This window comes from Pseudomonas graminis, from assembly GCF_004364335.1.
Lineage (GTDB): Bacteria > Pseudomonadota > Gammaproteobacteria > Pseudomonadales > Pseudomonadaceae > Aquipseudomonas > Aquipseudomonas graminis_D.
This window is the reverse complement of the sequence record NZ_SOCR01000004.1, coordinates 1-24,461: the sequence shown is the minus strand read 5'-3', so window position 1 is coordinate 24,461 and position 24,461 is coordinate 1. Positions and strand designations below refer to the sequence as shown.

Sequence of the window (24,461 nt, the reverse complement as noted above, 5' to 3'; positions counted from 1 at the left end):
AAGCCCGTCTCAGTCATGCATCATTGTGGCTCAGCACCATGTCCAACACCCGCCCTAGCGCGGGAACCGATGAGGTAGGTATGAAGATCCGAGAGCTCGCCGAACAGTGGGAACAGAATGCCAAAGGCCGTCTGACCGAGACCGCCTATGCCATTCATCTGGATGTTGAGGCGGCCGCCCGGCTTGCGGCGATTGCCGAGATGTACCCCAAGCGCACGCCCGATGAATTACTGGGCGAGCTGATCGGCGCCGCGCTGGAAGAATTGGAGGCGAGCTTCCCCTACGTGCGCGGTCAGCAGGTGGTCGCCACCGACGAGGAAGGCAACCCGCTGTACGAAGACGTTGGCCCGACGCCGCGGTTCCTTGAGCTTTCGCGACGCCATCTCCAGGAAATCTCGGATCGGGAAGCGTTGTAACGATCGCGTGCGCGACGTCGCTTTTGCCCCGTCAAATTTCTCCACCGGTGCATTTTGCCGATGATGATCGGGGAAAAGCGCCGTCATTTTTTTGAGCGTCAATTTTACAACACGCAACAAAAGCTGACCGGAAGTTAAGAAAAATGTCTGAACTATTCAAAAAAGGCAGCGGTCCGAGCAGTTAGCCATTCCAGTAAAAGCCGTCAGATGACAGCGGAAGTGACGCAATACAATCCATCCGCGTGGGCCGTTGCTGAAATGGAACAACCAGTTTTCAGGAGTTAAGAAATGGAGTTGACCACCATGAACACCAGCACTGCCAAACCAACGTTCAATCGCCTGCGCGGGCTGAAGATGGCTGCACTGGCGCTGGGCACCAGCGTTCTTCTGGCTGGTTGCGCAGGCAATCCTCCAAGCGAGCAGTACGCCGTGACCCAGTCGGCCGTCAACGCCGCAGTCACCGCCGGCGCTACCGAGTACGCTGCCGTTGAAATGAAGTCCGCCCAGGACAAGTTCAAGCAAGCCGAACTGGCGATGCAGGAAAAGAAATACGACGAAGCTCGCAAATACGCCGAGCAAGCCGAGTGGGATGCACGTGTAGCCGAGCGTAAGGCTCAGGCCGCGAAGGCACAGAAAGCGGTGCAGGATGCTCGTCAGGGCGTCAATGAGTTGCGTGAAGAAGGCATGCGTCAGGTTCAGCCTGTCACACAGTAACGCTTCGCAATTCAAGCATTGGCCATTGAGTTAAAGGACGAAAATATCATGCGTAAACAAGTACTTATTCCTGCCCTGCTGGCTTTGAGCGTTGGTCTGGCGGCATGCTCGTCGCAGCCGAACGTGAACCTGGAACAAGCCCGCACCAACTACTCCGCGCTGCAAAGCAACCCTAAAGCCACTGAACTGGCTGCGCTGGAAACCAAAGACGCCAGCGAGTGGCTGGACAAGGCTGACGCCGCGTATCGCAACAACGATGACCAGAAGAAGGTCGATCAGCTGGCGTACCTGACCAACCAGCGCGTTGAGCTGGCCAAGCAGACCATCAACCTGAAGACCGCTGAAAACGATCTGAAAGGTGCTGCGGCCCAACGTGCACAAGCGCGTCTGGATGCCCGTGATGCACAGATCAAGGCCCTGCAGAACAGCCTGAACGCCAAGCAGACCGAACGCGGTACGCTGGTGACCTTCGGCGACGTACTGTTTGACCTGAACAAGGCTGAGCTCAAGTCGTCCGGTCTGGTCAACGTCAACAAGCTGGCCCAGTTCCTTCAGGAAAACCCTGATCGCAAGGTCATCGTTGAAGGCTACACCGACAGCACCGGTTCGGCTGCTTACAACGACTCGCTGTCCGAGCGCCGTGCCCAATCCGTGCGCATGGCTCTGATCAAGATGGGCGTAGGCCCGGAGCGTATCGTTGCTCAGGGTTACGGCAAGGAATACCCGGTTGCTGACAACGCCAGCGCCTCGGGCCGTGCCATGAACCGCCGCGTGGAAGTGACCATTTCCAACGACAACCAGCCAGTAGCACCGCGCTCTTCGATGAAGTAATGCGGTTGTAGCGGCAAATAAAGAGCCCCGCCTGTTGAGAGACAGGCGGGGCTTTTTTGTGGCGCTTTCACAGTGCGAGTGATACTAAGTGTCACTCGTGGTGCTCCTCCTGCGGAGACGGCGCCGCCTTGCCGGATTGAGGCTCAGGATAATTCGGAATCTCCCCCAACCTGCGCAGCCCATTGAAGTGCTGCGGGTCGTCCAGATAGCGGACCATCACCTCGCGCCAGGTGGGGTCGCCGAAGGTCTGCACGTGAGGCCCGCGCGTCAGTTGCAGCACACGCGGTGGCGGCGCGGCCTGATACAGGCTGATGCCGTTGTGCAGCGGCACTAGCGTGTCATCCAGACTCTGGAACAGCAGCATCGGCGTGCCCTTGAGCTGCGGCATGCCGTTGATGGCGCTGTCGCCGTCGGGGATTACCCACGACAGCGGCCGTTTGATGGGCCACGTCAGCCACGACGTGCTGAGGGTATAGCGCGCCATCTCACGATAGCTCGCCGGCACGCCATCGAGCACCAGCGCCTTGACCCGCGCGCGCTGCTGGGGATGCCCGGACAGGTAATGAACGGCCAGGGCGCCGCCGATGCTTTGGCCGAGCACCACGAGCGGTTTGCCCTGTACCTCGGGCGCAGCGTTCAGCCAGTCAAAGGCCGCATCGATGTCCTGATAAATCGCCGGCAGACTCGGCTCGCCTTCGGACCGGCCATAACCGCGATAGTCCACCAGCAGCACTTGATAGCCCTGCTCCGGCAACCACCAGCTCCCCGCCAGGTGCCAGGCCATGTTGCCGCCGTTGCCATGCAGGTGCACCACCGTGCCCTTCACCGGTACGCCGGGCTTGGCTGGCAAAAACCACGCGTTCAGCTTGGTGCCGTCGGCCGCCGTAAGGGTGACGTCGCGCCAGGCGAGGTGGGCTTTGTCCGGCGTCAGCGGCAGGCCGCGTTCCGGGTAGAACAGCAATTGGCTGCAGCCGCTGAGGGAGATGATCAGGAGCAAGGTAAGAAGACGCTTCACGCGATGTCCTTCTATTCACGATAGGGGTCACTGTACAAAACTGTGGGAGCCGGCTTGCTGGCAAAGGCGTCGGCGCAGCTGCGCACATGGCGGCTGAACTGAAGCGTTCGCCAGCAAGCCGGCTCCTACAGGTCCCAGTTAAACGCGAACGTATCAGAGGATATTCGAATAGTCCGCTTCGATCCGGTCCAGGCTCAGGTGGTTGAGGAAGTTGGAGAAACACATCCATGCCGACAGCGCATTCATGTCACGGAACTGATCGGGCAAGTATTTGGGCGGCACCACCAGGCCTTCGTCCACCAACTGGCGCAACGTGCGCATGTCTTCCAGGGTGGTCTTGCCGCAGAACAGCAGCGGCACCTGCTCCAGCTTGCCCTTTCTCACGGCCAGCTGGATGTAGTTGTAGACCATGATGAAGCCCTTGAGGTAGGACAGATCCTTGGTGAATGGCAGCCCATTCGGCACCGAGCCCCGGAATACGCGGCTGGCGTTGCCGTAGCTTTCCGACATGCCGAAGCCTTGCTCGCGATAGAAGTCGAAGACCTGCAGAAAGTCGGCACCCTCCTCGGCCATGTGAATGGCGCGGGTGCGATTGGTCAGCTTGCGCAGGCGGCTCGGGTAGGACGCAAAGCCGATGATCTCCATCAGAATCGCCAGGCCTTCCTGGGTCACCGTCGACGAGGGCGGGCCTTTGGACAGGAAGGTGCAGATCGGCTGATTCTGACCGTTGAGCGTGGTGCCGACGTGGACCAGGCCTTCGTGGACTTCCAGCGCCCGCACGTCTCGTTCGTTGAACATCGCGTCGCTGCGGATCTTGATGTAGTCGGCGCCGGCCGCAGCGTCCGCGACGATGCCGTCGGACTCAAACACCCGGATCGTCTCTTCCGCCTCCCCGAACGTGCGATTGAGCCGGGTTTGCAGCATGCCGACGGCGTCTTTGGCCGTCAGGATTTTCGGCTCATCCTTGAGATCGCCGCGACCGGCAATGTTGTTCAGATAATCGGAGAGCATCATGCCGAGGTCGGACAGCGTCGGGTCGCCAGCGTGAAAGGCATCGGACGCCGCGCCGTACAGCTCCTGGGAGATCAGGCCGAAGTCCGGAGTGCCGCGCGCTTCGAGCATGCGGATCACCATCCGGTACTCTTTGCACATGCGGCGCATGATCTGCCCGACCGGATTGAACTGGCCCAGCTGGCGGGTGATGTCACGCTCGATGTTCTGGAATTCCAGCTTCACCGCGCCGGAATCAAAGCCCAGAGGGCGATTCTCGTAGTACGCGCGATCGACTTCAGGCAGATGTTTGCCTTTGCCGTCGAGGAAGGTCTTGCGGATGCTGTCATCCCATTTCACGGCATCTAGGATTCGAATCGGCGTCTGCGCCACCACGATACGATCGGACAACGTGCGAATAGTCTGTTGGTATTCGTCCACCCGGTACCCCTTATTGAACCTTTTGCGCTATTTGGTCATGCGCTGATATTGAGCTGCCTTGAGAAAAACGTCGGAATTGGCAGGGTCGTCGAGGTAGGCAAACACCTTGTCCATGGGACTTGAGATCAACATGCCGTCGCCCTTGACCGTATCGACCCGCTCGCCGTCGAGCACCTTCTGCTCGACCAACTGCTGAAACCGCTCCAGGTCGAGGTCATAGACCACCAGTTCATCGGCACCGTTCTCGTTATCCATGAGGTCGAAACCGGCGATGACGTAATTGGCGCCGTATTTGTCAGGCAGCGCGGCGGAGACGTACCAGCGACTGCCGTGGCGCGACACGGTGAAGGCATACTCGTCGCGGTTCTTGCGGTCGCCTTTGCGGTAGCTGACCGCTTTGTAGCGATCAGGGCCGGCGCGGCTGATTTCCAGTTCGAGCGGCTCGCCCCAGGCATTTTTGCTGCTCCAGGTGCCGAGTAATTTGGGCGGGGCGGTGTCGCTGACCGGAATCGGGTCCTTGAACGTCACCAGGCATCCGCTCAACAGCGCGAACGACAGGGCGAGCAATACGCTCCAGACTCTCATCGGGTTCTCCTTGAGGTATCAGCCAGCCATCGGCTTGGCAGTGCCCAGTACCAGATGCATCTGGCGAGTAAGAATAGCGAGCATTTCTTCGTCTGCGCCGGGCCGAGGCCCGTTGAGCAGCCCCTGATATTCCATCCGGCAGATGAGCCCCGTCAACACTTGGGCATCCAGTTGCGGCTGAACCGACCCCATGACTTCGAGAAACTGGGCGCTGCCCTGCAACAGAATCTGCTGATGGGCACTCACCAGTGGCGCCAGCCGCGGGTTGATCAGCGCTTCGAGGTGGAAGGCGTGCTCGGCGATGAGCTGGTCGCGGCGGGTCAGCAGCTGATGGCGCACGTACTCCATGGTCATGCGTGCGATCTCATCGGCCAGCCGGGCGCGGGCCTCGGCGCTGCCGTCGTTGCGCGCAACCATTTCGCGCAGCAGCGCCTCGGTGTTGGTCCACAGCTTGGCCATGTACGCCGCGCTGCGTTCAACGTATTGCGCGAAGGCATCGGTGAGCAGGTCATCGATGTCTTTGAAGTAATAGGTGGTGGCAGAGAGCGGCACTTGCGCTTCGGCCGCCACCGCGCGATGACGCACGGCCCGAACGCCGTCACGAATGAGGATGCGCATGGCCGCATCGAGAATCTGTTGGCGACGCTGTTCACTTCCCTGTCGACTCGCCTTGCGGCCCTGGTACTGAACACTCTGTGCGACTGCCGTGGCCAGGCCAGCGGCTCCCTTTTGAGCGATCGTGCGGTTCACAACGGGGTTTCCTTTTTTCGAGTCATTCACGTCACAGCAACGTAGCTTACGGCGGTGTCTGCGCCGAGGTCATCGCGAGCAAGCTCACTCCTACAATCGGCGGAGTGCCCCTGTAGGAGTGAGCTTGCTCGCGATAGCATCTCCAAATGCAGCCGCGCACTCAACGAACAGACAAAAAAAAGCCGCCCTGCTCAGGCGGCTTGTTTTGACACTCAGGCTTGTGGCCGCATGTGCGGGAACAAAATGACGTCGCGAATGGACGGCGAGTTGGTCAGCAGCATGACCAGACGGTCGATGCCGATGCCCTCACCCGCTGTCGGCGGCATGCCGTATTCCAGTGCCCGGACAAAGTCTGCGTCGTAGTGCATGGCTTCATCGTCGCCCGCGTCCTTGTCCGCCACCTGAGCCATGAAGCGCTCGGCCTGGTCTTCCGCGTCGTTCAACTCGGAATAGGCGTTGGCGATTTCACGGCCACCGATGAACAGCTCGAAGCGGTCGGTGACGTTCGGGTTGTCATCGTTGCGACGGGCGAGCGGCGACACTTCAAACGGGTACTGGGTGATGAAGTGCGGCTGTTCCAGCTTGTGCTCGACCAGCTCTTCGAAAATCATCACTTGCAGCTTGCCCAGACCTTCGAAACCCAGCACCTTGGCGCCGGCCTTCTTGGCGATGGCGCGAGCCTTGTCGATGTCGTTCAGGTCATCGACGGTCAGCTCGGGGTTGTACTTCAGGATCGAGTCGAACACCGACAGACGCGCAAACGGCTCGCCGAAGTGGAACACCTTGTCGCCATATGGCACGTCGGTGCTGCCGAGAACCAGCTGGGCCAGTTCGCGGAACAGCTCCTCGGTCAGGTCCATGTTGTCTTCGTAATCAGCGTAGGCCTGGTAGAACTCGAGCATGGTGAACTCGGGGTTGTGCCGGGTCGAAACGCCTTCGTTACGGAAGTTGCGGTTGATCTCGAACACTTTCTCGAACCCGCCAACCACCAGACGCTTGAGGTACAGCTCTGGCGCGATGCGCAGGAACATTTCCAGGTCCAGCGCGTTGTGATGCGTCTCGAACGGCTTGGCCGCGGCGCCGCCCGGAATGGTCTGCAGCATCGGCGTTTCGACTTCGAGGAAATCGCGCTGCATCAGAAAGCTGCGGATGTGGGCGATGACTTTGGAGCGAACGCGGAAGGTTTCACGCACGTCTTCGTTGACGATCAGGTCAACGTAGCGCTGGCGATAACGCTGTTCGGTATCCACCAGGCCGTGGTGCTTGTCAGGCAATGGACGCAGGGATTTGGTCAGCAGGCGCACGTTGGTCATTTCGACATACAGGTCGCCCTTGCCGGAACGGGCCAGGGTGCCTTCGGCTGCGATGATGTCGCCCATGTCCCAGGTTTTTACCGAGGCCAGGGTTTCTTCCGGCAGCGTCTTGCGGTTGACGTAGACCTGGATGCGACCGGTCATGTCCTGAATCACCATGAACGAGCCACGGTTGAGCATGATGCGCCCGGCAACCTTGACTGGAATCGCCGCTTCAGCCAGCTCTTCCTTGGTCTTGTCCGCGTACTGTTTCTGCAGGTCGTTGCAGTAGTTTTCGCGACGGAAGTCGTTCGGGAAGGCATTGCCCTTGGCGCGCTCGGCCGCAAGTTTTTCCTTGCGCAGGGCGATCAGGCTGTTTTCTTCCTGTTGCTGGGCTTGCGGGTCGAGTTGTTGGTCGCTCATGTCTTGATTATCCATCACAGGTTCGTGGCCCTTCGTCTGGCCGGGGTGCGTGACGAAGGATCGCGGGCGGCGACGTCATGATGACGCGCCCGACCCGCAACAGTGGTGTGGCGATTACAGGCCCTGTTTGAGGCTCGCGATCAGGTATTCGTCGATGTCGCCATCGAGCACCTTGTCGCAATCGCTGCGTTCGACGCTGGTCCGCAGGTCCTTGATGCGTGAGGCATCGAGCACGTACGAACGGATCTGGTGACCCCAGCCGATATCCGACTTGGTGTCTTCCAGCGCTTGCGAGGCCGCGTTGCGCTTCTGCACTTCCTGCTCGTACAGGCGCGCCCGCAGCATTTTCATCGCGGTGTCTTTGTTCGCGTGCTGGGAGCGCTCGTTCTGGCAACTGACCACGGTGTTGGTCGGAACGTGGGTGATCCGGACCGCCGAGTCGGTGGTGTTGACGTGCTGACCACCAGCGCCCGAGGAGCGGTAGGTGTCGATGCGCAGGTCCGACGGGTTGATGTCGATTTCGATGTTGTCATCGATTTCCGGCGACACGAACACGGCCGAGAATGAGGTGTGGCGGCGGTTGCCGGAGTCGAACGGGCTCTTGCGGACCAACCGGTGGACGCCGATTTCGGTGCGCAGCCAGCCGAATGCATATTCACCTTTGATGTGCACCGTGGCGCCTTTGATACCGGCGACTTCACCGGCCGACAGTTCCATGATGGTCGCGTCGAAGCCGCGCTTGTCGGCCCACCGCAGGTACATGCGCAACAGGATGTTCGCCCAGTCCTGGGCTTCGGTGCCGCCGGAACCGGCCTGGATGTCCAGGTAGGCGTTGTTCTGGTCCATCTCGCCGCTGAACATGCGACGAAATTCCAGTTTTTCCAAGGCTTCGCGCAGGCGCTCGACTTCAGCGGCAACGTCGTCGACGGCGGCCTGGTCTTCTTCTTCGGCGGACATCAGCAACAGGTCCTTGGCATCCACCAGGCCGGTGCTCATTTCGTTGAGGGTGTCGACGATCTGCGCCAGCAGCGAACGCTCGCGGCCCAGTTCCTGGGCGTACGACGGGTTGTTCCAGACGTTTGGATCTTCGAGCTCGCGGTTAACTTCGGTCAGACGATCATGTTTGTGATCGTAGTCAAAGATACCCCCGAATGGTTTCGGAGCGCTCGGACAGGTCCTTGATGCTGTTTAGGATCGGGTTGATTTCCATGGTAGGCAGCACTCGCAGGCGATTTTCACAAAGCCGGCGAGTATAGCGCAGGCAAACCCCCGATGGCAGTCCGTTGGGCGACGGGTGTGCCGTGTTCGCTGTTCTTGATGAGGACCCGACCCGGCTACGGCGAGAGCGCGCAGGAATGTGGATCCTCGCCCTACCCCACCGCCACCTGATTGCGCCCATTGTGTTTGGCCGCGTACAACCCCTGATCCGCACTCTGAATTAGCTGGCGGCTGTGGCTGCCGACCTGCGGCACGATGGTTGCCAACCCGATACTGACGGTCAGGCTCGAGCCCTGGCTCGGGGCGACATGGGGGATGTTCATGCTGGCGATGGTCTGGCGCAGCTTTTCCGCCAGCAGACGCGCGCCACCCGGTGATGTGCTGGGCAGTACCAGCGCAAATTCTTCGCCGCCGTAACGCGCCGGCAGGTCGGATGGACGGCTGGAGTTGGCGCGGATGGCTTTTGCGACCTGACGCAACGCCTCGTCACCTTCGAGATGGCCGAAGGCGTCGTTGTAGGCCTTGAAGTAATCGACGTCGATCATCAACAGCGAGATCTGCGTCTGCTCCCGGGTGGAACGGCGCCATTCGAGTTCCAGGTATTCATCGAAGTGGCGGCGGTTGGACAGGCCGGTCAAGCCGTCGGAGTTCATCAGGCGCTGCAGCACCAGGTTGGTGTCGAGCAGCTGTTGCTGACTGACCCGCAACGCACGATAGGCTTCGTCGCGCTGAAGCAGCGTCATGTACGAACGCGAGTGGTAGCGAATGCGCGCGACCAGTTCGATGTTGTCCGGCAGTTTGACCAGGTAATCATTGGCCCCGGCGGCAAAGGCGGCGCTCTTGATCATCGGGTCTTCCTTGGTGGAGAGCACGATGATCGGGATGTCACGGGTTTTCGGATTGTTGCGGTATTCGCGCACCAGGGTCAGGCCGTCCAGGCCAGGCATGACCAGATCCTGAAGGATGACAGTGGGCTTGATCAGGATGGCTTGCGCAATCGCTTGATGGGGGTCCGCACAGAAGTGGAAGTCGATGTTGTCTTCGTGGGCCAGCCCGCGCCGGACAGCCTCGCCGATCATGGCCTGATCGTCGACGAGCAACACCATGGCAGCGTTTTCATCCGTGGCGGTCAGATCGTCCAGTTGCAAGTCATGCATGCGGGGTCTCCTGGTCACAGGCGGGCTGTGAAATCACCTGGAAATTCATTGGGTGAATACCTCCTTCAAGCGAGGTGCGATCGAGTCCAGTGAGCGAATTTCCATGGCGGCGTCAATCGCCGCAGCCGCTTTGGGCATGCCGTACACCGCACAGCTTTCCTGATTCTGGGCGATGGTGAGAAAGCCCCGCTGACGCATCAGCTTGAGTCCCTGCGCACCATCACGGCCCATGCCGGTCAACAAAACACCCACTGCGTCACCATTCCAATAGCTGGCCACACTTTCGAAAAACACGTCGATGGAGGGCCTGTAAATTTCGTTAACCGGCTCTGCGGTGTACGCCAGTGTGCCGTTCCTGAGCAGACGAATATGGTGGTTGGTGCCTGCCAGCAGCACCGTGCCCACTTGCGGCGGCTCGCCATTGCGCGCCAGCCTGACCTCCAGCCCCGAAGAGCTGCTCAACCATTGCGCCATCCCTTCGGCGAATACCTGATCCACGTGCTGCACCAGCACGATGGCCGCCGGAAAATCCGTCGGCAGCGCCTTGAGCAGTATTTCCAGCGCGGCGGGCCCGCCGGCCGATGAGCCGATCGCGATCAACCGCTGACGCTGTGCCGACTCGCGCACCGGTGGCGGCACGGGGCGAACCCGCGTGTCCCGCTCGCCAATGAGCCAGCCTATATTAAGTATCTTGCGCAACAAAGGCGCGGCTGCGTCCTTGGGGTTGCCGGCCCCCAGCGCGGGCGTGTCGACCACGTCCAGCGCGCCGTGGCCCATGGCTTCGAAGACCCGATGCACATTCTGCTCGCGGTCCACGGTGACAATGACGATGGCACAGGGCGTGGCCGCCATGATACGTCGAGTCGCCTCCACGCCATCCATCACCGGCATGATCAGGTCCATGAGTATCAGATCGGGCGTCAGCTGGGCACAGCGCTCCACCGCCTCGGCGCCATTGCTCGCCACCCAGGCAATCTGGTGCGCCGGTTCGAAGGCCAGCGCACGGCGCAACGCCTCTACCGCCATGGGCATGTCGTTGACGATGGCAATCTTCATCCCTGCGCATCTCCTATTAACTCAACGACCGCGTCGAGCAGCGCGTCGTCGTGGAAACTGGCCTTGGCCAGATAGTAATCGGCGCCGGCGTCCAGACCGCGACGGCGATCTTCTTCACGGTCCTTGTACGACACCACCATCACCGGCAGCGATTGCAGGCGGCTGTCGCGACGCACCAGCGTCACCAGCTCGATGCCGTCCATGCGCGGCATGTCGATGTCAGTGATGAGCAAGTCGAAATCTTCGCCGCGCAATGCGTTCCAGCCGTCCATTCCATCCACGGCCACTGCCACTTCATAGCCACGGCTGAGCAACAACTTGCGCTCCAGCTCGCGCACCGTGAGCGAGTCATCGACCACCAGCACGCGTTTGCGCACCCGTGCGTCCGCCTGACGATTGCGCCGATCGATGCGTTCCAGGCGTCCGGTATTGAGCAGTTTCTCCACCGACCGCAGCATGTCTTCGACGTCGATGATCAGCACCGCCGAGCCATCGTCAAGCAACGCACCGGCGGAGATGTCCTGAACCTTGCCCAGGCGCGGATCCAGCGGCAAAACCACCAGCGTACGTTCGCCGATAAACCGCTCCACGGCGACGCCATACACCGCATCGCGCTCGCGAATCACCACGACTTTGAGCACATCTTCACTGTGCTGGCTGGCCGGACGGTTGAGCAGCTGAGTGGCGGCGACCAGCCCGACGTGACGCTCTTCATGCCAGAAATGCTGACGGCCTTCCAGCTGCACGATTTCGTCGGCACGCACGTCACGCATCCGCTCGATGTGTGCCAGCGGAAAGGCATACGCTTCGCCACCGACTTCCACCACCAGACTGCGCACCACCGACAAGGTCAGCGGCACTTCCAGATGGAAACGGCTGCCCTGCCCCGCGCGCTGGTCCAGTTCGACGCCACCGCGCAGCTGCCGGACCATGTGCTGAACCGCGTCCAGGCCGACGCCCCGGCCAGACACTTCAGTGACCGTGTCGCGCATGCTGAACCCGGGCAGGAACAGGAAGCTCAGCAGCTCTTCCTCGCTCAACTGCGCAGCGGTTTCGGCGGGCGAAAGTTTGCGATCGATGATGTTCATGCGCAGGCGTTCGAGATCGACACCGGCGCCATCATCGATCAGTTCGACTACCAGCAGCCCGGCCTGGTGCGAGGCCTTCAGCTGAATCAGCCCCTCGGCCGGCTTGCCGCTGGCGATGCGTTGTGCCGGCAGCTCAATGCCGTGGTCGACGGCGTTGCGCAGCAAATGGGTCAGCGGTGCCTCGAGTTTTTCCAGTACATCGCGATCGACCTGGGTTTTTTCGCCGTCGATTTCCAGGCGCACCTGCTTGCCCAGGGAGCGGCCCAGATCCCGGACCATGCGCGCCTGACCCGCCAGCACATCGGCAAACGGGCGCATGCGGCAGGCCAGCGCGGTGTCGTACAGCAGTTGCGCGCGCTGGGAGGACTGCCAGCCGAACTCGTCGAGGTCAGCCGTCTGCTGAATCAACAAGTGCTGCGCTTCGCCGAGCAGACGCCGCGCTTCATCCAGCGCCTTTTGCGCATCGGGATCGGTGTTGGCGCCGAGCAAGGCTTCGAGGCTGTCCAGCGCTCGGGTGGCGCCGGTCTGCGTGCGTTTGACCCGCTGCATTGCGGCCAGATACGGCTTCAGCCGTTGAGTCTCGACCAGCGACTTGCTCGACAGGTCCAGCAGGTTGTTCAAGCGTTCGGCGGTGACGCGCAGGACCCGTTCACCGGTCTCAACCACACGTCGTTCACCGGGGCCGTCTGCTTTAAGCGCCGGGTCGGCGACGGGTTCAACGACGATGGCGGCAGCCAGTTCTTCGGCCGCCGAATCCTGCGCCGACTGGAGCGAGGTCACCAGCGACTGCGCGTTGGCGAGCAGGATGTCTTCAAGGGAAGGCAGCGCGGTGGGCATTAGCATGGCTTTCGCCGCCGGATCGGCGCTGACCATGTTGTTCATCAGCGCCACGTAGCCATCCACATCCGCCTGAGGGACGGTGGCGCCGGGCGTGGCGATGCGCATCAGCAGATCGGTGCCCATCAGCAGGGCGTCGATGTGCTCGGGCAGCAGGTAAAGTCGCCCTTCCTGGGCGCTGACCAGGCAATCTTCCATGACATGGGAAACGCTGACGCCGGCGTTGACCCCGACAATACGTGCCGCGCCTTTCAGCGAATGAGCCGCGCGCATGCACGCTTCCAGCTGATCGGCCTGGGTCGGGTTGCGCTCAAGGGCGAGCAGGCCCGCGCTCAACACCTGGGTTTGCGCTTCCGCCTCCAGGGTAAAGAGTTCGAACAGCGACGCGTCGCGCATTTGATCGGGCGTCATGTCAGGCTCCGGTTCACAGCCGACAAGAGTTGGTCTTCATCGAGCAAGCGCAGGCTGCGGTTTTTCCATTGCACGACGCCTCGGGTGAAGCGCGCGTTGCTGTTCTGCGCCGACGCCGAGGCGCTATCCAGCAGGCGCGCTTCGATGGCATGAATGCCGTCGACCTCGTCGACCGGTACCACCACCGGACCGCCGTCTGCGGAAACGATCAGCATGCGCGGCAATGTTCGGCCATCACCGACCGGCGCGACTGACGGGTCCAGCCCGAGCAGTTCAACGAACGACAGGCACGCCACCAGGGCGCCGCGCACATTGGCAACCCCCAGCAAGGCGCGGGAGCGCTGGTGCGGAAGCGAATGAATGGCTTGCACCGGCGACACTTCCACCAGACAACGGGTCGGCAGACCGAGCCACTCTTCGCCCAGACGAAACACCACGGTCGAGCGGGTTTCGACGTCGACGGCAAGCGCATCGCTGTGCATCGACACACGCTGCTCCTGCGCCAGCGAGTAACGGTCGAGCAAGCGCGTGGCTGCGGCCGAATACACCGAGCAGTTGCGGCAGTGAATATGATCGATAAGCAGCGGGCAGGACCGGTCGCCATGGATGCCGATGCGGTTCCAGCAGTCGTCGATCGTCTCGGCGTCGTCGCTGACCAGCTCTGTGTGTACGCGACTCATCCGCTGCGTCCTTCTTTAGTGACACTTCGTGCCGCACGCTCCTGCAGCCGCCGGGCTCCTGCGCTGTCGCCCTGGGCGGCAAGCAGCGCGGCCAGTTGTGCCAGGGTTTCCGGATGCTGCGGCTGCAGATACAACGCCTTGCGATAAAACCCTTGTGCCGCGCTCGCCTCCCCCGCCACTTCGCTAAGCAGGCCCAGCCAGTAAAACACCGTCGCCACGGGCTCAAAGCGCTTGAGGTACTGCTCGCAGGCAACCTTCGCTTCAGCACTGCGGCCTTCGTTGGCAAGGGCCGCGATGCTGCGCAGCAACTCGGCAGCTTCGCCACTGCCCGCGCCCGGCGCCGCCACTGCCTTGATGTCCGGTCTGAGGGCAGCCCTGCGTTCTTCAGTCACCGCAGGATCACCCAATGACCTCGGCGCAAAGGGCTGCGGTTTATGAGTGCCGCGCGACAGGAGCGATGTTGACTGAACTGACACCGAATCCCTTCGCGACGGCTGCATGGCTGGGTCAGTCAAGACGCTGTGGGGTTCGGGAATGGCATCGTCATGCCGACGAAAGGCGAACGATTGGGCAATGCCGATCGACACCATGCCCATGCGCCCCAGCAGGCTGCCCTCGGCGGGGCCGATGAACAGCACGCCGTCGTCGCGGGTCATGCGTTTAAGAGCCTCAAAGCCCTGGCGCTGGGTGTCGACGTCGAAGTAGATCAGCAGGTTGCGGCAGAACACGAAGTCGTACGCCGACTGCGCCAACGGCATGGCAGGGTCGAGCAGGTTGCCGGATTGAAAGCGGACCTGATCCCGCACCCGCTCCTCCAGGCAATAGCCCTCCTCGACCGCGCTGAAAAAACGTTCCCGGTAACCCAGCTGGTCACCCCGAAAGGAGTTCTTGCCATACACGCCCTGCCGCGCGCGCTGAATGGACAGCGGGCTGATGTCCACAGCGTCGACGCTGAACTGCGGGCCTCGTAAACCTGCGTCGAACAGCGCCATGGCGATCGAGTAAGGCTCCTCGCCAGTTGAGCACGGCAGGCTGAGAATCCGCAGCGCACGGACACCATTGAGCTGCGACAGCCGGGCATTGGCCAGCTTGCCGAGGGTGACGAAGGATTCCGGATAACGGAAAAACCAGGTTTCGGGGACGATCACCGCTTCGATCAGCGCCTGTTGCTCATCCGCCGAAACCAGCAGGGTGTGCCAGTAATCGTCGTGGTCCCGCGCCCTGGACAGCGTGCAGCGCTGACGCACGGCGCGCTCGATGATCGCCTCGCCCACCGACGCGACGTCCAGCCCGATGCGGTCTTTTAGAAAGGCGAAGAAACGCGCATCGCTGCTCATGGCGCGGCCTCGAAAGCATCAAGGCTCATGGGCTGCTCGGGAAACAACAGTTCGCGCACGGCGTCGCTGAGCAAGTCATCCACGCGTATCCACTGCAGCAGACCGTGTTCGTCCTCGCGCACCGGGCCCAGGTACGGCGCCTGTGCGTTATCCAGGCCGTAGGCTTTGAATTCATGGGGCGAGCAACGCAGCGTGTCGGTCGCCTGTTCGAGGATCAAACCCAGCTCCCGGGCAGGACGATCCCCGCCAAGGCGGTAATGCACCAACACCAGCCGTGTGCTGGTACGCAACGGGGCAGGATGGCCGAAGGTCAGCGCGCTGAGGTCGATGACCGGCACGATCGCGCCGCGGTGGGCAAACACACCGGCGACCCAGTGGGGCGCTTGCGCGATGGGTTTGAGCATCAGCCGTGGCAGCACTTCGGCGATTTCTGTCGCTTGCAGCGCATAGCGTTCCGCGCCGATGCGGAACAGCAGAAACAGCTTGTTCTTGGGCAACACCGCAGCGCTGCGCTTGGCTGAATGCTCGATCATGGGCCTGACTCAGACCTTGAAACGCGAAACGCCGCTACGCAGCCCCACCGCCACCTGGCTCAGCTCATCGATGGCGAAGCTGGCCTGACGCAGGGATTCGACGGTCTGGCTGCTGGCATCACCCAACTGCACCAGCGCCTGATTGATTTGTTCGGCGCCAGTGGCCTGGGCCTGCATGCCTTCGTTGACCATCAAGACACGCGGCGCCAAGGCCTGCACCTGATGGATGATCTGGGAAAGCTGCTCGCCGACCTGGGTCACTTCGTACATGCCGCGACGCACTTCTTCGGAGAATTTGTCCATGCCCATGACGCCTGCCGACACCGCCGACTGGATCTCGCGAACCATCTGCTCGATGTCATAGGTGGCCACGGCGGTCTGGTCGGCCAGACGCCGGACCTCGGTCGCCACCACGGCAAAACCACGGCCGTATTCGCCGGCTTTCTCGGCTTCGATGGCGGCGTTGAGCGACAGCAGGTTGGTCTGGTCGGCGACTTTGACGATGGTCACCACGACCTGATTGATGTTGCCGGCCTTCTCGTTGAGGATCGCCAGCTTGGAATTGACCAGATCGGCCGCGCCCATGACCGAGTGCATGGTTTCTTCCATGCGCGCCAGGCCTTGCTGACCGGAGCCCGCCAGGACCGAAGCCTGATCCGCAGCCGAGGTCACTTCGGTCATGGTGCGCACCAGATCCCGGGACGTCGCGGCAATCTCGCGGGAGGTCGCGCCAATTTCCGTGGTGGTCGCAGCGGTCTCGGTGGCCGTGGCCTGTTGCTGCTTGGAGGTGGCGGCAATCTCGGTGACCGACGTGGTCACCTGAATCGACGAGCGCTGGGCCTGGGACACCAACGCAGCAAGTTCGGCGACCATGTCGTTGAAGCCGGTCTGCACCGATCCGAACTCGTCGTTGCGGTCCAGCGCCAGCCGCGTGCTCAGGTCACCCGTGCGCATGGTGTCGAGAATCTGCACGATACGGTTCATCGGCGCCAGAATCGCGCGCATCAGCAACAGGCCGCACGCAGCCGCCGCCAGCAAAGCGATGATCAGCGAAATGCCAAGCGTGATCTTGGCGCTGGAAACAGCGGCCTGAATGGCGTCGGACGCCTTGTCGGCGACCACCTTGTTCTTGGCGCCGAGTGCGTTGAGCTGTTTGCGACCCTCAAACCACGCGGGCGTGAGTTGCTCGGTGAAAGTCCGCTGGGCCAACGCGTAGTTATCGCCCTGGTAAGCCGCGAGCACACCGTTGAGCACTAGCTGGTAGCGTTCGCGCAATTGCAGAAACTGGGCGAAGTCACTGCGATCCGATTCGTCGAAGATGCTCTTCTGGTAATTGACGATCTGCGCCTGCAAGCGGTCGTCGAATTCTTTGTACTGGTCTTCTTCAGCGCTGGTGAGAGCACGACCGGCGCCTTCACTGAGTAAACGCTGGGTCTGTACGTAGCTTTCAACCCAGGCGCCGCGCACGGTGCTGCTGTAAAAAACGCCGGGGAGCGCGTCCAGTCGCACCGCATCGCCGCTGTTCTCGATAACCAACAGGCGATTGAACGCCGCAACCACCATCAACAGCATGATGGCGATGATGACAGCGAAGCTCGCCAAAATCCGTTGACGCAACGTCCAGTTCTTCACAGTCAGCCCTCAAGGGTTCAACGCCGGCATGACCGGGTTCAAGAAGCGGACCGACGAACGGTCCAAAGCGAGCGGGAGTATAGCCTAGTGACTTCCCAATAAACGGGCTGTTTCCGACAAGGAAAACGCCATAACACACAACCAGATCGGAAGTGTCTTACACGCTATCGGCTCGATGTGGCGTTGCTTGATGGTGCAAGTGCGTTGAGGGCACATGTGTGGCTGGCGCGCCTGAAGCGCGGGAGAGAAATGCGGGTCAGGACCCAGGGATTGTCGGGACTGACCCGCCAGCGTTGCGGGTATTCGGTTTTCGTTACGGGTCACTGGGCCGACCCGCTCTGGTTTACGGCTGGGCCTGAAGCACCTGATGCTCAAGTTCAGTCTTGAGGGCCGGGTCAAGCTTCAACTGCTTGGCGAGCTCGTCGAGGTAAGCGCGCTCCATGAAGTGTTCTTCGTCGACCATCATCACGCTGGCCAGGTACATCTCGGCGGCGATTTCCGGGGTCTGCGCGGCACGGGCGACATCGACAGGGTCCAGCGGTTTGTTGAGCTCGGCGTGCAGCCACTGCTGCAGTTCGTTGTCGCCGGTGATGCGGGTGAACTCGCCTTCGATGAGTTCACGTTCACGCTCGTCGACGTGGCCGTCGGCCTTGGCCGCTGCCACCAGCGCCCGCAGGATGGCCTCGCTGTGCTGTTCGACCTGAGCCGGGGGCACGCGGTCCACGGTTTGCGGCTCAACCGGTTGCGCCACACCCTGATTTGCCTGCCAGTTGCCGTACGCCTTGTACGCCAGCACGCCCAACGCCGCGAGCCCGCCGTAGGTCAGCGCTTTGCCGCCCATTTTGCGTGCGCCTTTGTTGCCCATCAGCAAGCCCATCGCGCCCGCCGCCAACGCACCACCGCCGGCACCCGAAAGCAGCCCGCCAAGGCTGCCGCCCAGTCTGCCGCCCAGGCCGCTGCCACCGACCTTGCCCAGCAAATCGCCAAGCCCGCCCTGCCCGTTTTGCCCGCTTTTGCCGCTCTTGTCAGGCGCGCCGGCCTTGTTTTGCAGCAGGTCCTGACCGGATTTCAACAGTTGATCCAGTAAACCGCGCGTGTTCATGACTTCACCTTCAGAAATGGGGACAGACGATTCGACCCGCAGGTTAAGGCGAAGGCACCAGCAGCCGTTGGGCAGGTTTGCTTCTGAATGTTGCGGCGACTGGATGTCCTGAGGCCGGATGACGACGGGTTTTCGCTCAACCGCTTCCGCCTGCACGAATGGGCTCGGTATTTGCTGCGCGAAGTTTGTCGAGGATCGAACTGGGCACTACGCTCTGCACCACCGATCTCTGCCCACACAACCACCATGAGGCAAACCCACCATGTCCGTGCACAAGACCGCGATTCTGAGCGCTGTGATCACTGCACTATTCACCAGCGGCGCGGTGCAGGCCGCTGAAGCAATGACGGCGGTGGGCGATGGCGAGGGGCAGCTGGATATTGTGGCGTGGCCGGGGTACATCGAGCGCGGCGAAAGCGACAAGGCCTACGACTGGGTGACCGGCTTCGAGCAGGAGACCGGCTGCAAGGTCAACGTCAAGACTGCCGCGACGTCCGACGAGATGGTCAGCCTGATGACCAAGGGCGGCTATGACCTGGTCACCGCATCGGGCGACGCGTCGTTGCGCCTGATCGCCGGCAAGCGCGTGCAGCCCATCGACCCCACGTTGATCCCGAACTGGAAAACCCTCGACCCGCGCCTGAAAGATGGCCCCTGGTACACGGTCGAAAACAAAACCTATGGCACACCCTATCAGTGGGGCCCGAACGTGCTGATGTACAACACCAACGTGTTCAAGACGCCGCCGGTGAGCTGGAGCGTGGTGTTCGAGCCGCAGGATTTGCCCGACGGCAAACCGAACAAGGGCCGGGTCCAGGCCTATGACGGGCCGATCTACATCGCCGACGCTGCACTGTATTTGAAGACCGCCAAGCCAGAGCTGGACATCGTCGATCCGTATCAGCTCACCGAGACGCAGTACAAGGCTGTACTCGACCTGCTCCGCGCTCAGCAACCGCTGGTTCATCGCTACTGGCACGACGCAACGGTGCAGATGAGCGACGTGAAAAACGAAGGCGTGGCAGCGTCCAGTTCATGGGGGTACATGGTCAACGGGCTGGTCGCCGACAAACAGCCCGTCGCCTCGACCATCCCCCAGGAAGGCGCCACCGGTTGGGCCGACACCACGATGTTGCACGCCGAGGCCCAACACCCCAACTGTGCCTACAAATGGATGAACTGGTCGCTGCAACCGAAAGTGCAGGGCGACGTTGCCGCCTGGTTCGGCTCTCTGCCGGTGGTGCCTGAAGCGTGCAAGGGCAACGCACTGCTCGGCGCCGAGGGCTGCGAAACCAACGGGTTTGACCTGTTCGAAAAGATCGCCTTCTGGAAAACACCCCAGGCCGAGGGCGGAAAATACGTGCCGTACAGCCGCTGGACGCAGGATTACATTGCAATCATGGGTGGCAGGTAAGCGTATTCAGGCCCGGGGAATCTCTCTGGGTACATCCATCCATCCATTGTAGGAGCGCGCTTGCCCGCGATTACGGTGTGTCATACAGCATCAACCTCACAGGCAGGTCGCAATCGCGGGCAAGCGCGCTCCTACAAATACAAACCTGCCCAGTGCACACATCGAGAAAGATTTCGGGAATTAGCCACCATGACCCACGCTGTCCAGTTCACTCAGGTCTCGCGGTTGTTCGGCGAGGTGAAAGCCGTGGACCGGGTGTCCATCGACATCGAGGACGGCGAGTTCTTTTCCATGCTCGGCCCCTCGGGCTCCGGCAAGACCACTTGCCTGCGCCTGATCGCCGGCTTTGAGCAGCCCACTGCCGGATCGATCCGCATTCATGGCCAGGAAGCGGCCGGCCTGCCGCCGTATCAGCGTGACGTCAACACAGTGTTTCAGGACTATGCGCTGTTCCCGCACATGAACGTGCAGGACAACGTCGCCTATGGCCTGAAAGTCAAAGGCGTCGGCAAGGCCGAACGAATCAAACGGGCCGACGAGGCCCTGAACATGGTCGCCCTCGACGGCTACGGCGCGCGCAAACCCGTGCAACTGTCCGGCGGCCAGCGTCAGCGTGTGGCCCTGGCGCGGGCACTGGTCAATCGGCCGCGCGTGCTGCTGCTCGATGAACCCCTCGGCGCCCTCGACCTGAAGCTGCGCGAACAGATGCAGGGCGAACTGAAGAAACTGCAGCGCCAACTGGGCATCACGTTCATCTTCGTCACCCACGACCAGACCGAAGCACTGTCGATGTCGGACCGGGTCGCGGTATTCAACAAGGGCCGCATCGAGCAGGTCGACACGCCGCGCAATTTGTACATAAAGCCGGCCACGACCTTCGTGGCGGAATTCGTGGGCACCTCCAACGTCGTGCGCGGCGAACCGGCGCAGGCGTTGAGCGGCAACCCGGGCGCCTTCTCTATTCGGCCAGAGCACATTCGTTTTGCCGAGGGCGTTGCGGCGAGCCACGAGGTTCAGGTCAGCGGCGTGCTGCACGACGTCCAGTATCAGGGCAGTGCCACCCGCTACGAGATCAAACTGGACAACGGCCACACGCTCACGGTCAGCCAGGCCAACAATCAGTGGCTGGACACCGGAGCGCTTCATCAGCCGGGGGAACGCGTTACCGTTCGCTGGGCGCGGGAGGCGATGATTGCGCTGCATGACGCGCCGGTCGAGGCGCATTGAGATGGGCCGAACGTGCACTGGCTCGGCGCCGACGCAACGGCCATCGCCACTTCGACGTTTTTCCAACCTGCTGTATCGACGCCCGAACCTGTACCTGTCACTGCTGCTGATCCCGCCGCTACTCTGGTTTGGCGCCATCTATCTCGGCTCACTGCTGGGCCTGTTGTGGCAAGGCTTCTATACCTTCGACGACTTCAGCATGACCGTGACGCCCGACCTGACCCTGGCGAACTTCGGGGCGCTGTTCAACCCGGCCAATTTCGATGTCATCCGCCGCACCCTCACCATGGCCGTCGCCGTGTCCATGGCAAGTGCCATCGTCGCCTTCCCCATCGCCTATTACATGGCGCGCTACACCACCGGCAAAACCAAGGCGTTCTTTTACATCGCAGTGATGATGCCGATGTGGGCGAGTTACATCGTCAAGGCCTACGCGTGGACACTGCTGCTGGCCAAGGGCGGCGTCGCGCAATGGTTCGTTCAGCACTTGGGGCTGGCGCCAGTGTTGCAGTGGCTGTTGAGCGTGCCCGGCATTGGCGGCAGCACGCTGTCGACCTCGCATTTGGGGCGTTTCATGGTGTTCGTCTACATCTGGCTGCCGTTCATGATCCTGCCGATTCAGGCCTCCCTCGAACGCTTGCCGCCTTCACTGCTGCACGCCTCCGCCGACCTCGGCGCCACGCCCCGGCAGACGTTCATGCAGGTGATTCTGCCGCTGTCAGTACCGGGCATTGCGGCGGGCTCGATCTTCACGTTTTCGCTGACGCTGGGGGATTTCATCGTGCCGCAACTGATCGGCCCACCGGGTTACTTTATCGGCAGCATGGTCTACGCCCAGCAGGGCGCCATCGGCAACATGCCCATGGCCGCGGCCTTCACGCTGGTGCCGATCGTGCTGATCGCGGTTTATCTGGCGATCGTCAAGCGTCTGGGGGCGTTCGATGCACTCTGAAAACGCGTCGTGGGGCCTGAAAATCGCCGCCTGGGGCGGGCTCGTGTTTCTGCACTTTCCGATCCTGATCATCTTCGTCTACGCCTTCAACACCGAAGACGCCGCCTTCAGCTTCCCGCCAAAAGGCTTCACCCTGAAGTGGATCGGCGTGGCGTTCGCGCGGCCGGACGTGCTGGACTCGATCAAGCTGTCGCTGCAAATCGCCTGTGTTGCCACGATGATCGCACTGGTGCTCGGCACGCTGGCCTCAGCGGCGCTGTACAGGCGGGACTTCTTCGGCAAGGACGGCATTTCGCTGATGCTGATTCTGCCCATCGCCCTGCCCGGCATCATCACCGGGCTGGCCTTGTTGTCAGCGTTCAAGACCCTGGGGATCGAGCCTGGGATGTTCACCATCATCGTCGGCCACGCGACCTTCTGCGTGGTGATCGTCTACAACAACGTCATCGCCCGCCTGCGCCGTACCTCCCACAGCCTGATCGAAGCCTCGATGGACCTCGGTGCTGACGGCTGGCAGACCTTCCGCTACATCATCATGCCCAACCTGGGCTCGGCGTTGCTGGCCGGCGGCATGCTGGCGTTTGCCCTGTCCTTCGACGAAATCATCGTCACCACCTTCACCGCCGGGCACGAACGCACCCTGCCCATCTGGCTGCTCAACCAACTTAGCCGCCCACGGGACGTGCCGGTGACCAACGTAGTAGCGATGCTCGTGATGATGGTGACCCTGCTGCCGATCCTCGGCGCGTACTGCCTGACTCGGGGCGGGGAAAGCGTGGCGGGGAGTGGAGGGAAGTGAGTGGGTTGGGGCAGTGTGCTTCCCACGACGGAGGCAGGTAGGGTGAGCTTGTCGATCGCTGTCCGCTCCGGTCGATCCCGATTGACCGACCGAACCTGACATCAACAAGCGAGCCTACATCAGCTATTCAGCGGCGTGATCAATCGCGCAGATCCGACTCATGAATCGGCTGGTCGCGGTGCGTTGCCCGCTGGTATTGCGCGGGCCATGTGGCCTGGCGTCCACCGAGGGACTCGTCGGCTTGCAGCGGCCAGTACGGATCGCGCAGCAGTTCGCGGGCGAGGAAAATCAGGTCAGCCTGACCCGTCCGCAGGATGGTGTCGGCCTGGGTGGGCTCGGTGATCATGCCCACGGTGCCGGTGGCAATGCCGGACTCGTTGCGCACGCGAGCGGCAAATTCGGTTTGATAACCCGGGCCCACCGGGATCTCGGCCTTGGCTGCAGTGCCGCCGGAAGACACGTCAACAAGATCAACGTCCAACTCTTTCAAGCGCTTGGCCAGCTCGACGGTTTCATCCGCGTTCCAGCCGCCTTCCACCCAGTCGGTGGCCGAGACACGCACGAACAGCGGCAGCTCTGCGGGCCAGACTTCACGCACGGCTTTGGTGATTTCGAGGGTCAGGCGAATGCGGTTTTCGAATGAACCACCGTATTGATCCTGGCGCTGGTTGCTCAGCGGCGACAGGAACTGATGCAGCAAGTAGCCATGGGCGGCGTGGATTTCGACCACTTTGAAACCGGCGGTCAAAGCACGCTTGGCAGCATCGACAAAGGACTTGATGATGTCCTGAATCTGGGCTTCATCCAGCGGCGTGGGCGTGGTGTAGGTCGGGTCGAAAGCGATCTTCGAGGGGCCCCAGGTCGCCCAGCCGCCCTGGTCGGCAGGGATGGCGCCGCTCTGGCTCACCCACGGACGCCAGGTACTGGCCTTGCGTCCGGCGTGGGACAGCTGAATGCCGGCCACCGCACCTTGCGCCTCGATGAAGCGAGTGATGCGTTGCAAAGGTGCGATCTGCTCATCGTTCCAGATGCCGAGGTCTTCCGGGGTAATCCGCCCGTCCTGGGTGACTGCCGCCGCTTCGGTGAAAATCAGCCCGGCGCCGCCGACCGCACGACTGCCCAGATGGACCAGATGCCAGTCATTGGCCAGACCATCGGCGCAGGAGTACTGACACATCGGCGAAACCACAATGCGGTTGCGCAGTGTCAGTTGGCGAAGGGTATAGGGTTCAAGCAGCAGGCTCATGGGGGACCTCTCAGATCGTGTGGCAGGTTCCTTACGTGCGAACCTTGAGCCTAGTCGACAACCCGAGCGAAGTGAGGGTTCAGTCATTTCCGGCTGAAACCGGTCCCGCTGAAAGCATCGCGTGAATGATCGTCCCCACGCTCCGCGTGGGGATGCCGCCCCGGACGCTCCGCGTCCATCGCTGCGACGCAGAGCGTCGTCGGATGCATTACCACGCGGAGCGTCACTAGTGTCCGGGGAAAGTTTGTCATAGCTGAAGGATGCCTTGGGCAGCCTTCAGCTTTTCAATGCTTTTCCTCTCTAACGCCTGATTCC

At 61.8% G+C, this 24,461-nt stretch carries 22 protein-coding genes; 7 read left to right on the top strand and 15 right to left on the bottom strand.

Going from position 1 to position 24,461, the window contains the following annotated elements; all coding sequences use genetic code 11:
- Positions 1-80: 80 nt before the first annotated feature.
- From EC919_RS07495 to EC919_RS07485, 3 genes are all read left to right on the top strand, one after another.
- Positions 81-416 carry a pilin assembly protein gene (locus EC919_RS07495; RefSeq protein ID WP_133772667.1) on the top strand — a complete coding sequence of 112 codons (336 nt, stop codon included), beginning with the start codon at positions 81-83 and terminating at the stop codon, positions 414-416.
- 288 nt (positions 417-704) lie between these two features.
- On the top strand, positions 705-1,130 hold the full coding sequence (locus EC919_RS07490; protein WP_074893253.1) for a DUF4398 domain-containing protein: 426 nt from the start codon (positions 705-707) through the stop codon (positions 1,128-1,130).
- Positions 1,131-1,178: 48 nt separating this feature from the next.
- Positions 1,179-1,961 (top strand): OmpA family protein, encoded by a 783-nt coding sequence (locus EC919_RS07485; RefSeq protein ID WP_133772665.1) that lies wholly within the window; start codon positions 1,179-1,181, stop codon positions 1,959-1,961.
- Between the two features lie 91 nt (positions 1,962-2,052).
- On the opposite strand, the gene EC919_RS07480 is transcribed toward EC919_RS07485, so the two are convergent.
- The 14 genes from EC919_RS07480 to EC919_RS07415 all read right to left on the bottom strand — a co-directional run bounded on the left by EC919_RS07480 (position 2,053) and on the right by EC919_RS07415 (position 18,508).
- On the bottom strand, positions 2,053-2,976 hold the full coding sequence (locus tag EC919_RS07480) for an alpha/beta hydrolase (protein ID WP_133772663.1): 924 nt from the start codon (positions 2,974-2,976) through the stop codon (positions 2,053-2,055).
- A 153-nt stretch (positions 2,977-3,129) separates the two neighbouring features.
- The gene (locus EC919_RS07475) at positions 3,130-4,407 is read right to left on the bottom strand and encodes a flavohemoglobin expression-modulating QEGLA motif protein (protein ID WP_133772661.1); all 1,278 of its coding nucleotides are present in this window, start codon (positions 4,405-4,407) and stop codon (positions 3,130-3,132) included.
- A gap of 27 nt (positions 4,408-4,434) precedes the next feature.
- On the bottom strand, positions 4,435-4,992 hold the full coding sequence (locus EC919_RS07470) for a cache domain-containing protein (RefSeq protein ID WP_133772659.1): 558 nt from the start codon (positions 4,990-4,992) through the stop codon (positions 4,435-4,437).
- A gap of 18 nt (positions 4,993-5,010) precedes the next feature.
- Entirely contained in the window at positions 5,011-5,742 is a 732-nt protein-coding gene (locus EC919_RS07465; RefSeq protein ID WP_133772657.1) for a TetR/AcrR family transcriptional regulator, read from the bottom strand.
- 212 nt (positions 5,743-5,954) lie between these two features.
- Positions 5,955-7,457: a lysine--tRNA ligase gene (lysS, locus tag EC919_RS07460; RefSeq protein ID WP_133772655.1), complete on the bottom strand. Its 1,503-nt coding sequence runs from the start codon at positions 7,455-7,457 to the stop codon at positions 5,955-5,957.
- Between the two features lie 114 nt (positions 7,458-7,571).
- A protein-coding gene (gene prfB / locus EC919_RS07455) for a peptide chain release factor 2 (protein WP_133772653.1) occupies positions 7,572-8,667 on the bottom strand; the annotation gives its coding sequence in 2 pieces (ribosomal slippage) (positions 7,572-8,594 and positions 8,596-8,667; 1,095 coding nt in all).
- A gap of 160 nt (positions 8,668-8,827) precedes the next feature.
- Positions 8,828-9,832 carry a response regulator gene (locus tag EC919_RS07450; RefSeq protein WP_133772651.1) on the bottom strand — a complete coding sequence of 335 codons (1,005 nt, stop codon included), beginning with the start codon at positions 9,830-9,832 and terminating at the stop codon, positions 8,828-8,830.
- 45 nt (positions 9,833-9,877) lie between these two features.
- Complete coding sequence (locus EC919_RS07445; RefSeq protein ID WP_133772649.1) at positions 9,878-10,888, bottom strand: chemotaxis response regulator protein-glutamate methylesterase; 1,011 nt, start codon at positions 10,886-10,888, stop codon at positions 9,878-9,880.
- Entirely contained in the window at positions 10,885-13,224 is a 2,340-nt protein-coding gene (locus tag EC919_RS07440) for a hybrid sensor histidine kinase/response regulator (protein ID WP_133772647.1), read from the bottom strand. The genes EC919_RS07445 and EC919_RS07440 overlap by 4 nt, the downstream gene beginning before the upstream one ends.
- Positions 13,221-13,904: a chemotaxis protein CheW gene (locus tag EC919_RS07435; protein ID WP_133772645.1), complete on the bottom strand. Its 684-nt coding sequence runs from the start codon at positions 13,902-13,904 to the stop codon at positions 13,221-13,223. Before EC919_RS07435 ends, EC919_RS07440 begins: the two co-directional genes overlap by 4 nt.
- Positions 13,901-15,241 carry a CheR family methyltransferase gene (locus EC919_RS07430; protein ID WP_133772643.1) on the bottom strand — a complete coding sequence of 447 codons (1,341 nt, stop codon included), beginning with the start codon at positions 15,239-15,241 and terminating at the stop codon, positions 13,901-13,903. Before EC919_RS07430 ends, EC919_RS07435 begins: the two co-directional genes overlap by 4 nt.
- Complete coding sequence (locus EC919_RS07425; protein WP_133772640.1) at positions 15,238-15,774, bottom strand: chemotaxis protein CheW; 537 nt, start codon at positions 15,772-15,774, stop codon at positions 15,238-15,240. The genes EC919_RS07430 and EC919_RS07425 overlap by 4 nt, the downstream gene beginning before the upstream one ends.
- A 9-nt stretch (positions 15,775-15,783) precedes the next feature.
- Complete coding sequence (locus tag EC919_RS07420; protein ID WP_432213802.1) at positions 15,784-17,346, bottom strand: methyl-accepting chemotaxis protein; 1,563 nt, start codon at positions 17,344-17,346, stop codon at positions 15,784-15,786.
- A gap of 403 nt (positions 17,347-17,749) precedes the next feature.
- A complete protein-coding gene (locus EC919_RS07415; protein WP_133772636.1) occupies positions 17,750-18,508 on the bottom strand; it encodes a tellurite resistance TerB family protein in 759 nt (252 codons plus the stop codon).
- Between the two features lie 262 nt (positions 18,509-18,770).
- Between EC919_RS07415 and ydcS the strand changes: the two genes are divergently transcribed.
- From ydcS to EC919_RS07395, 4 genes are all read left to right on the top strand, one after another.
- The gene (gene ydcS / locus EC919_RS07410; protein WP_133772634.1) at positions 18,771-19,922 is read left to right on the top strand and encodes a putative ABC transporter substrate-binding protein YdcS; all 1,152 of its coding nucleotides are present in this window, start codon (positions 18,771-18,773) and stop codon (positions 19,920-19,922) included.
- A 189-nt stretch (positions 19,923-20,111) separates the two neighbouring features.
- Entirely contained in the window at positions 20,112-21,149 is a 1,038-nt protein-coding gene (locus tag EC919_RS07405; protein ID WP_133772632.1) for an ABC transporter ATP-binding protein, read from the top strand.
- Between the two features lies 1 nt (position 21,150).
- Positions 21,151-22,101 carry an ABC transporter permease gene (locus EC919_RS07400; protein WP_133772630.1) on the top strand — a complete coding sequence of 317 codons (951 nt, stop codon included), beginning with the start codon at positions 21,151-21,153 and terminating at the stop codon, positions 22,099-22,101.
- A complete protein-coding gene (locus EC919_RS07395) occupies positions 22,091-22,900 on the top strand; it encodes an ABC transporter permease (protein WP_133772628.1) in 810 nt (269 codons plus the stop codon). Before EC919_RS07400 ends, EC919_RS07395 begins: the two co-directional genes overlap by 11 nt.
- 139 nt (positions 22,901-23,039) lie before the next feature.
- On the opposite strand, the gene EC919_RS07390 is transcribed toward EC919_RS07395, so the two are convergent.
- Positions 23,040-24,146, bottom strand: coding sequence for an NADH:flavin oxidoreductase/NADH oxidase (locus EC919_RS07390; protein WP_133772626.1), 1,107 nt, complete (start codon positions 24,144-24,146; stop codon positions 23,040-23,042).
- Between the last annotated feature and the right edge of the window lie 315 nt (positions 24,147-24,461).

Coding starts and splice junctions, on each gene's coding strand:
- EC919_RS07420 (WP_432213802.1), bottom strand. CDS start 17,346: ATGCTGTTGATGGTGGTTGCGGCGTTCAATCGCCTGTTGGTTATCGAG.
- EC919_RS07395 (WP_133772628.1), top strand. CDS start 22,091: ATGCACTCTGAAAACGCGTCGTGGGGCCTGAAAATCGCCGCCTGGGGC.
- EC919_RS07440 (WP_133772647.1), bottom strand. CDS start 13,224: ATGACGCCCGATCAAATGCGCGACGCGTCGCTGTTCGAACTCTTTACC.
- EC919_RS07485 (WP_133772665.1), top strand. CDS start 1,179: ATGCGTAAACAAGTACTTATTCCTGCCCTGCTGGCTTTGAGCGTTGGT.
- EC919_RS07425 (WP_133772640.1), bottom strand. CDS start 15,774: ATGATCGAGCATTCAGCCAAGCGCAGCGCTGCGGTGTTGCCCAAGAAC.
- EC919_RS07430 (WP_133772643.1), bottom strand. CDS start 15,241: ATGAGCAGCGATGCGCGTTTCTTCGCCTTTCTAAAAGACCGCATCGGG.
- EC919_RS07405 (WP_133772632.1), top strand. CDS start 20,112: ATGACCCACGCTGTCCAGTTCACTCAGGTCTCGCGGTTGTTCGGCGAG.
- lysS (WP_133772655.1), bottom strand. CDS start 7,457: ATGAGCGACCAACAACTCGACCCGCAAGCCCAGCAACAGGAAGAAAAC.
- EC919_RS07415 (WP_133772636.1), bottom strand. CDS start 18,508: ATGAACACGCGCGGTTTACTGGATCAACTGTTGAAATCCGGTCAGGAC.
- EC919_RS07390 (WP_133772626.1), bottom strand. CDS start 24,146: ATGAGCCTGCTGCTTGAACCCTATACCCTTCGCCAACTGACACTGCGC.
- EC919_RS07450 (WP_133772651.1), bottom strand. CDS start 9,832: ATGCATGACTTGCAACTGGACGATCTGACCGCCACGGATGAAAACGCT.
- EC919_RS07400 (WP_133772630.1), top strand. CDS start 21,151: ATGGGCCGAACGTGCACTGGCTCGGCGCCGACGCAACGGCCATCGCCA.
- EC919_RS07495 (WP_133772667.1), top strand. CDS start 81: ATGAAGATCCGAGAGCTCGCCGAACAGTGGGAACAGAATGCCAAAGGC.
- EC919_RS07435 (WP_133772645.1), bottom strand. CDS start 13,904: ATGAGTCGCGTACACACAGAGCTGGTCAGCGACGACGCCGAGACGATC.
- EC919_RS07445 (WP_133772649.1), bottom strand. CDS start 10,888: ATGAAGATTGCCATCGTCAACGACATGCCCATGGCGGTAGAGGCGTTG.
- EC919_RS07470 (WP_133772659.1), bottom strand. CDS start 4,992: ATGAGAGTCTGGAGCGTATTGCTCGCCCTGTCGTTCGCGCTGTTGAGC.
- ydcS (WP_133772634.1), top strand. CDS start 18,771: ATGTCCGTGCACAAGACCGCGATTCTGAGCGCTGTGATCACTGCACTA.
- EC919_RS07490 (WP_074893253.1), top strand. CDS start 705: ATGGAGTTGACCACCATGAACACCAGCACTGCCAAACCAACGTTCAAT.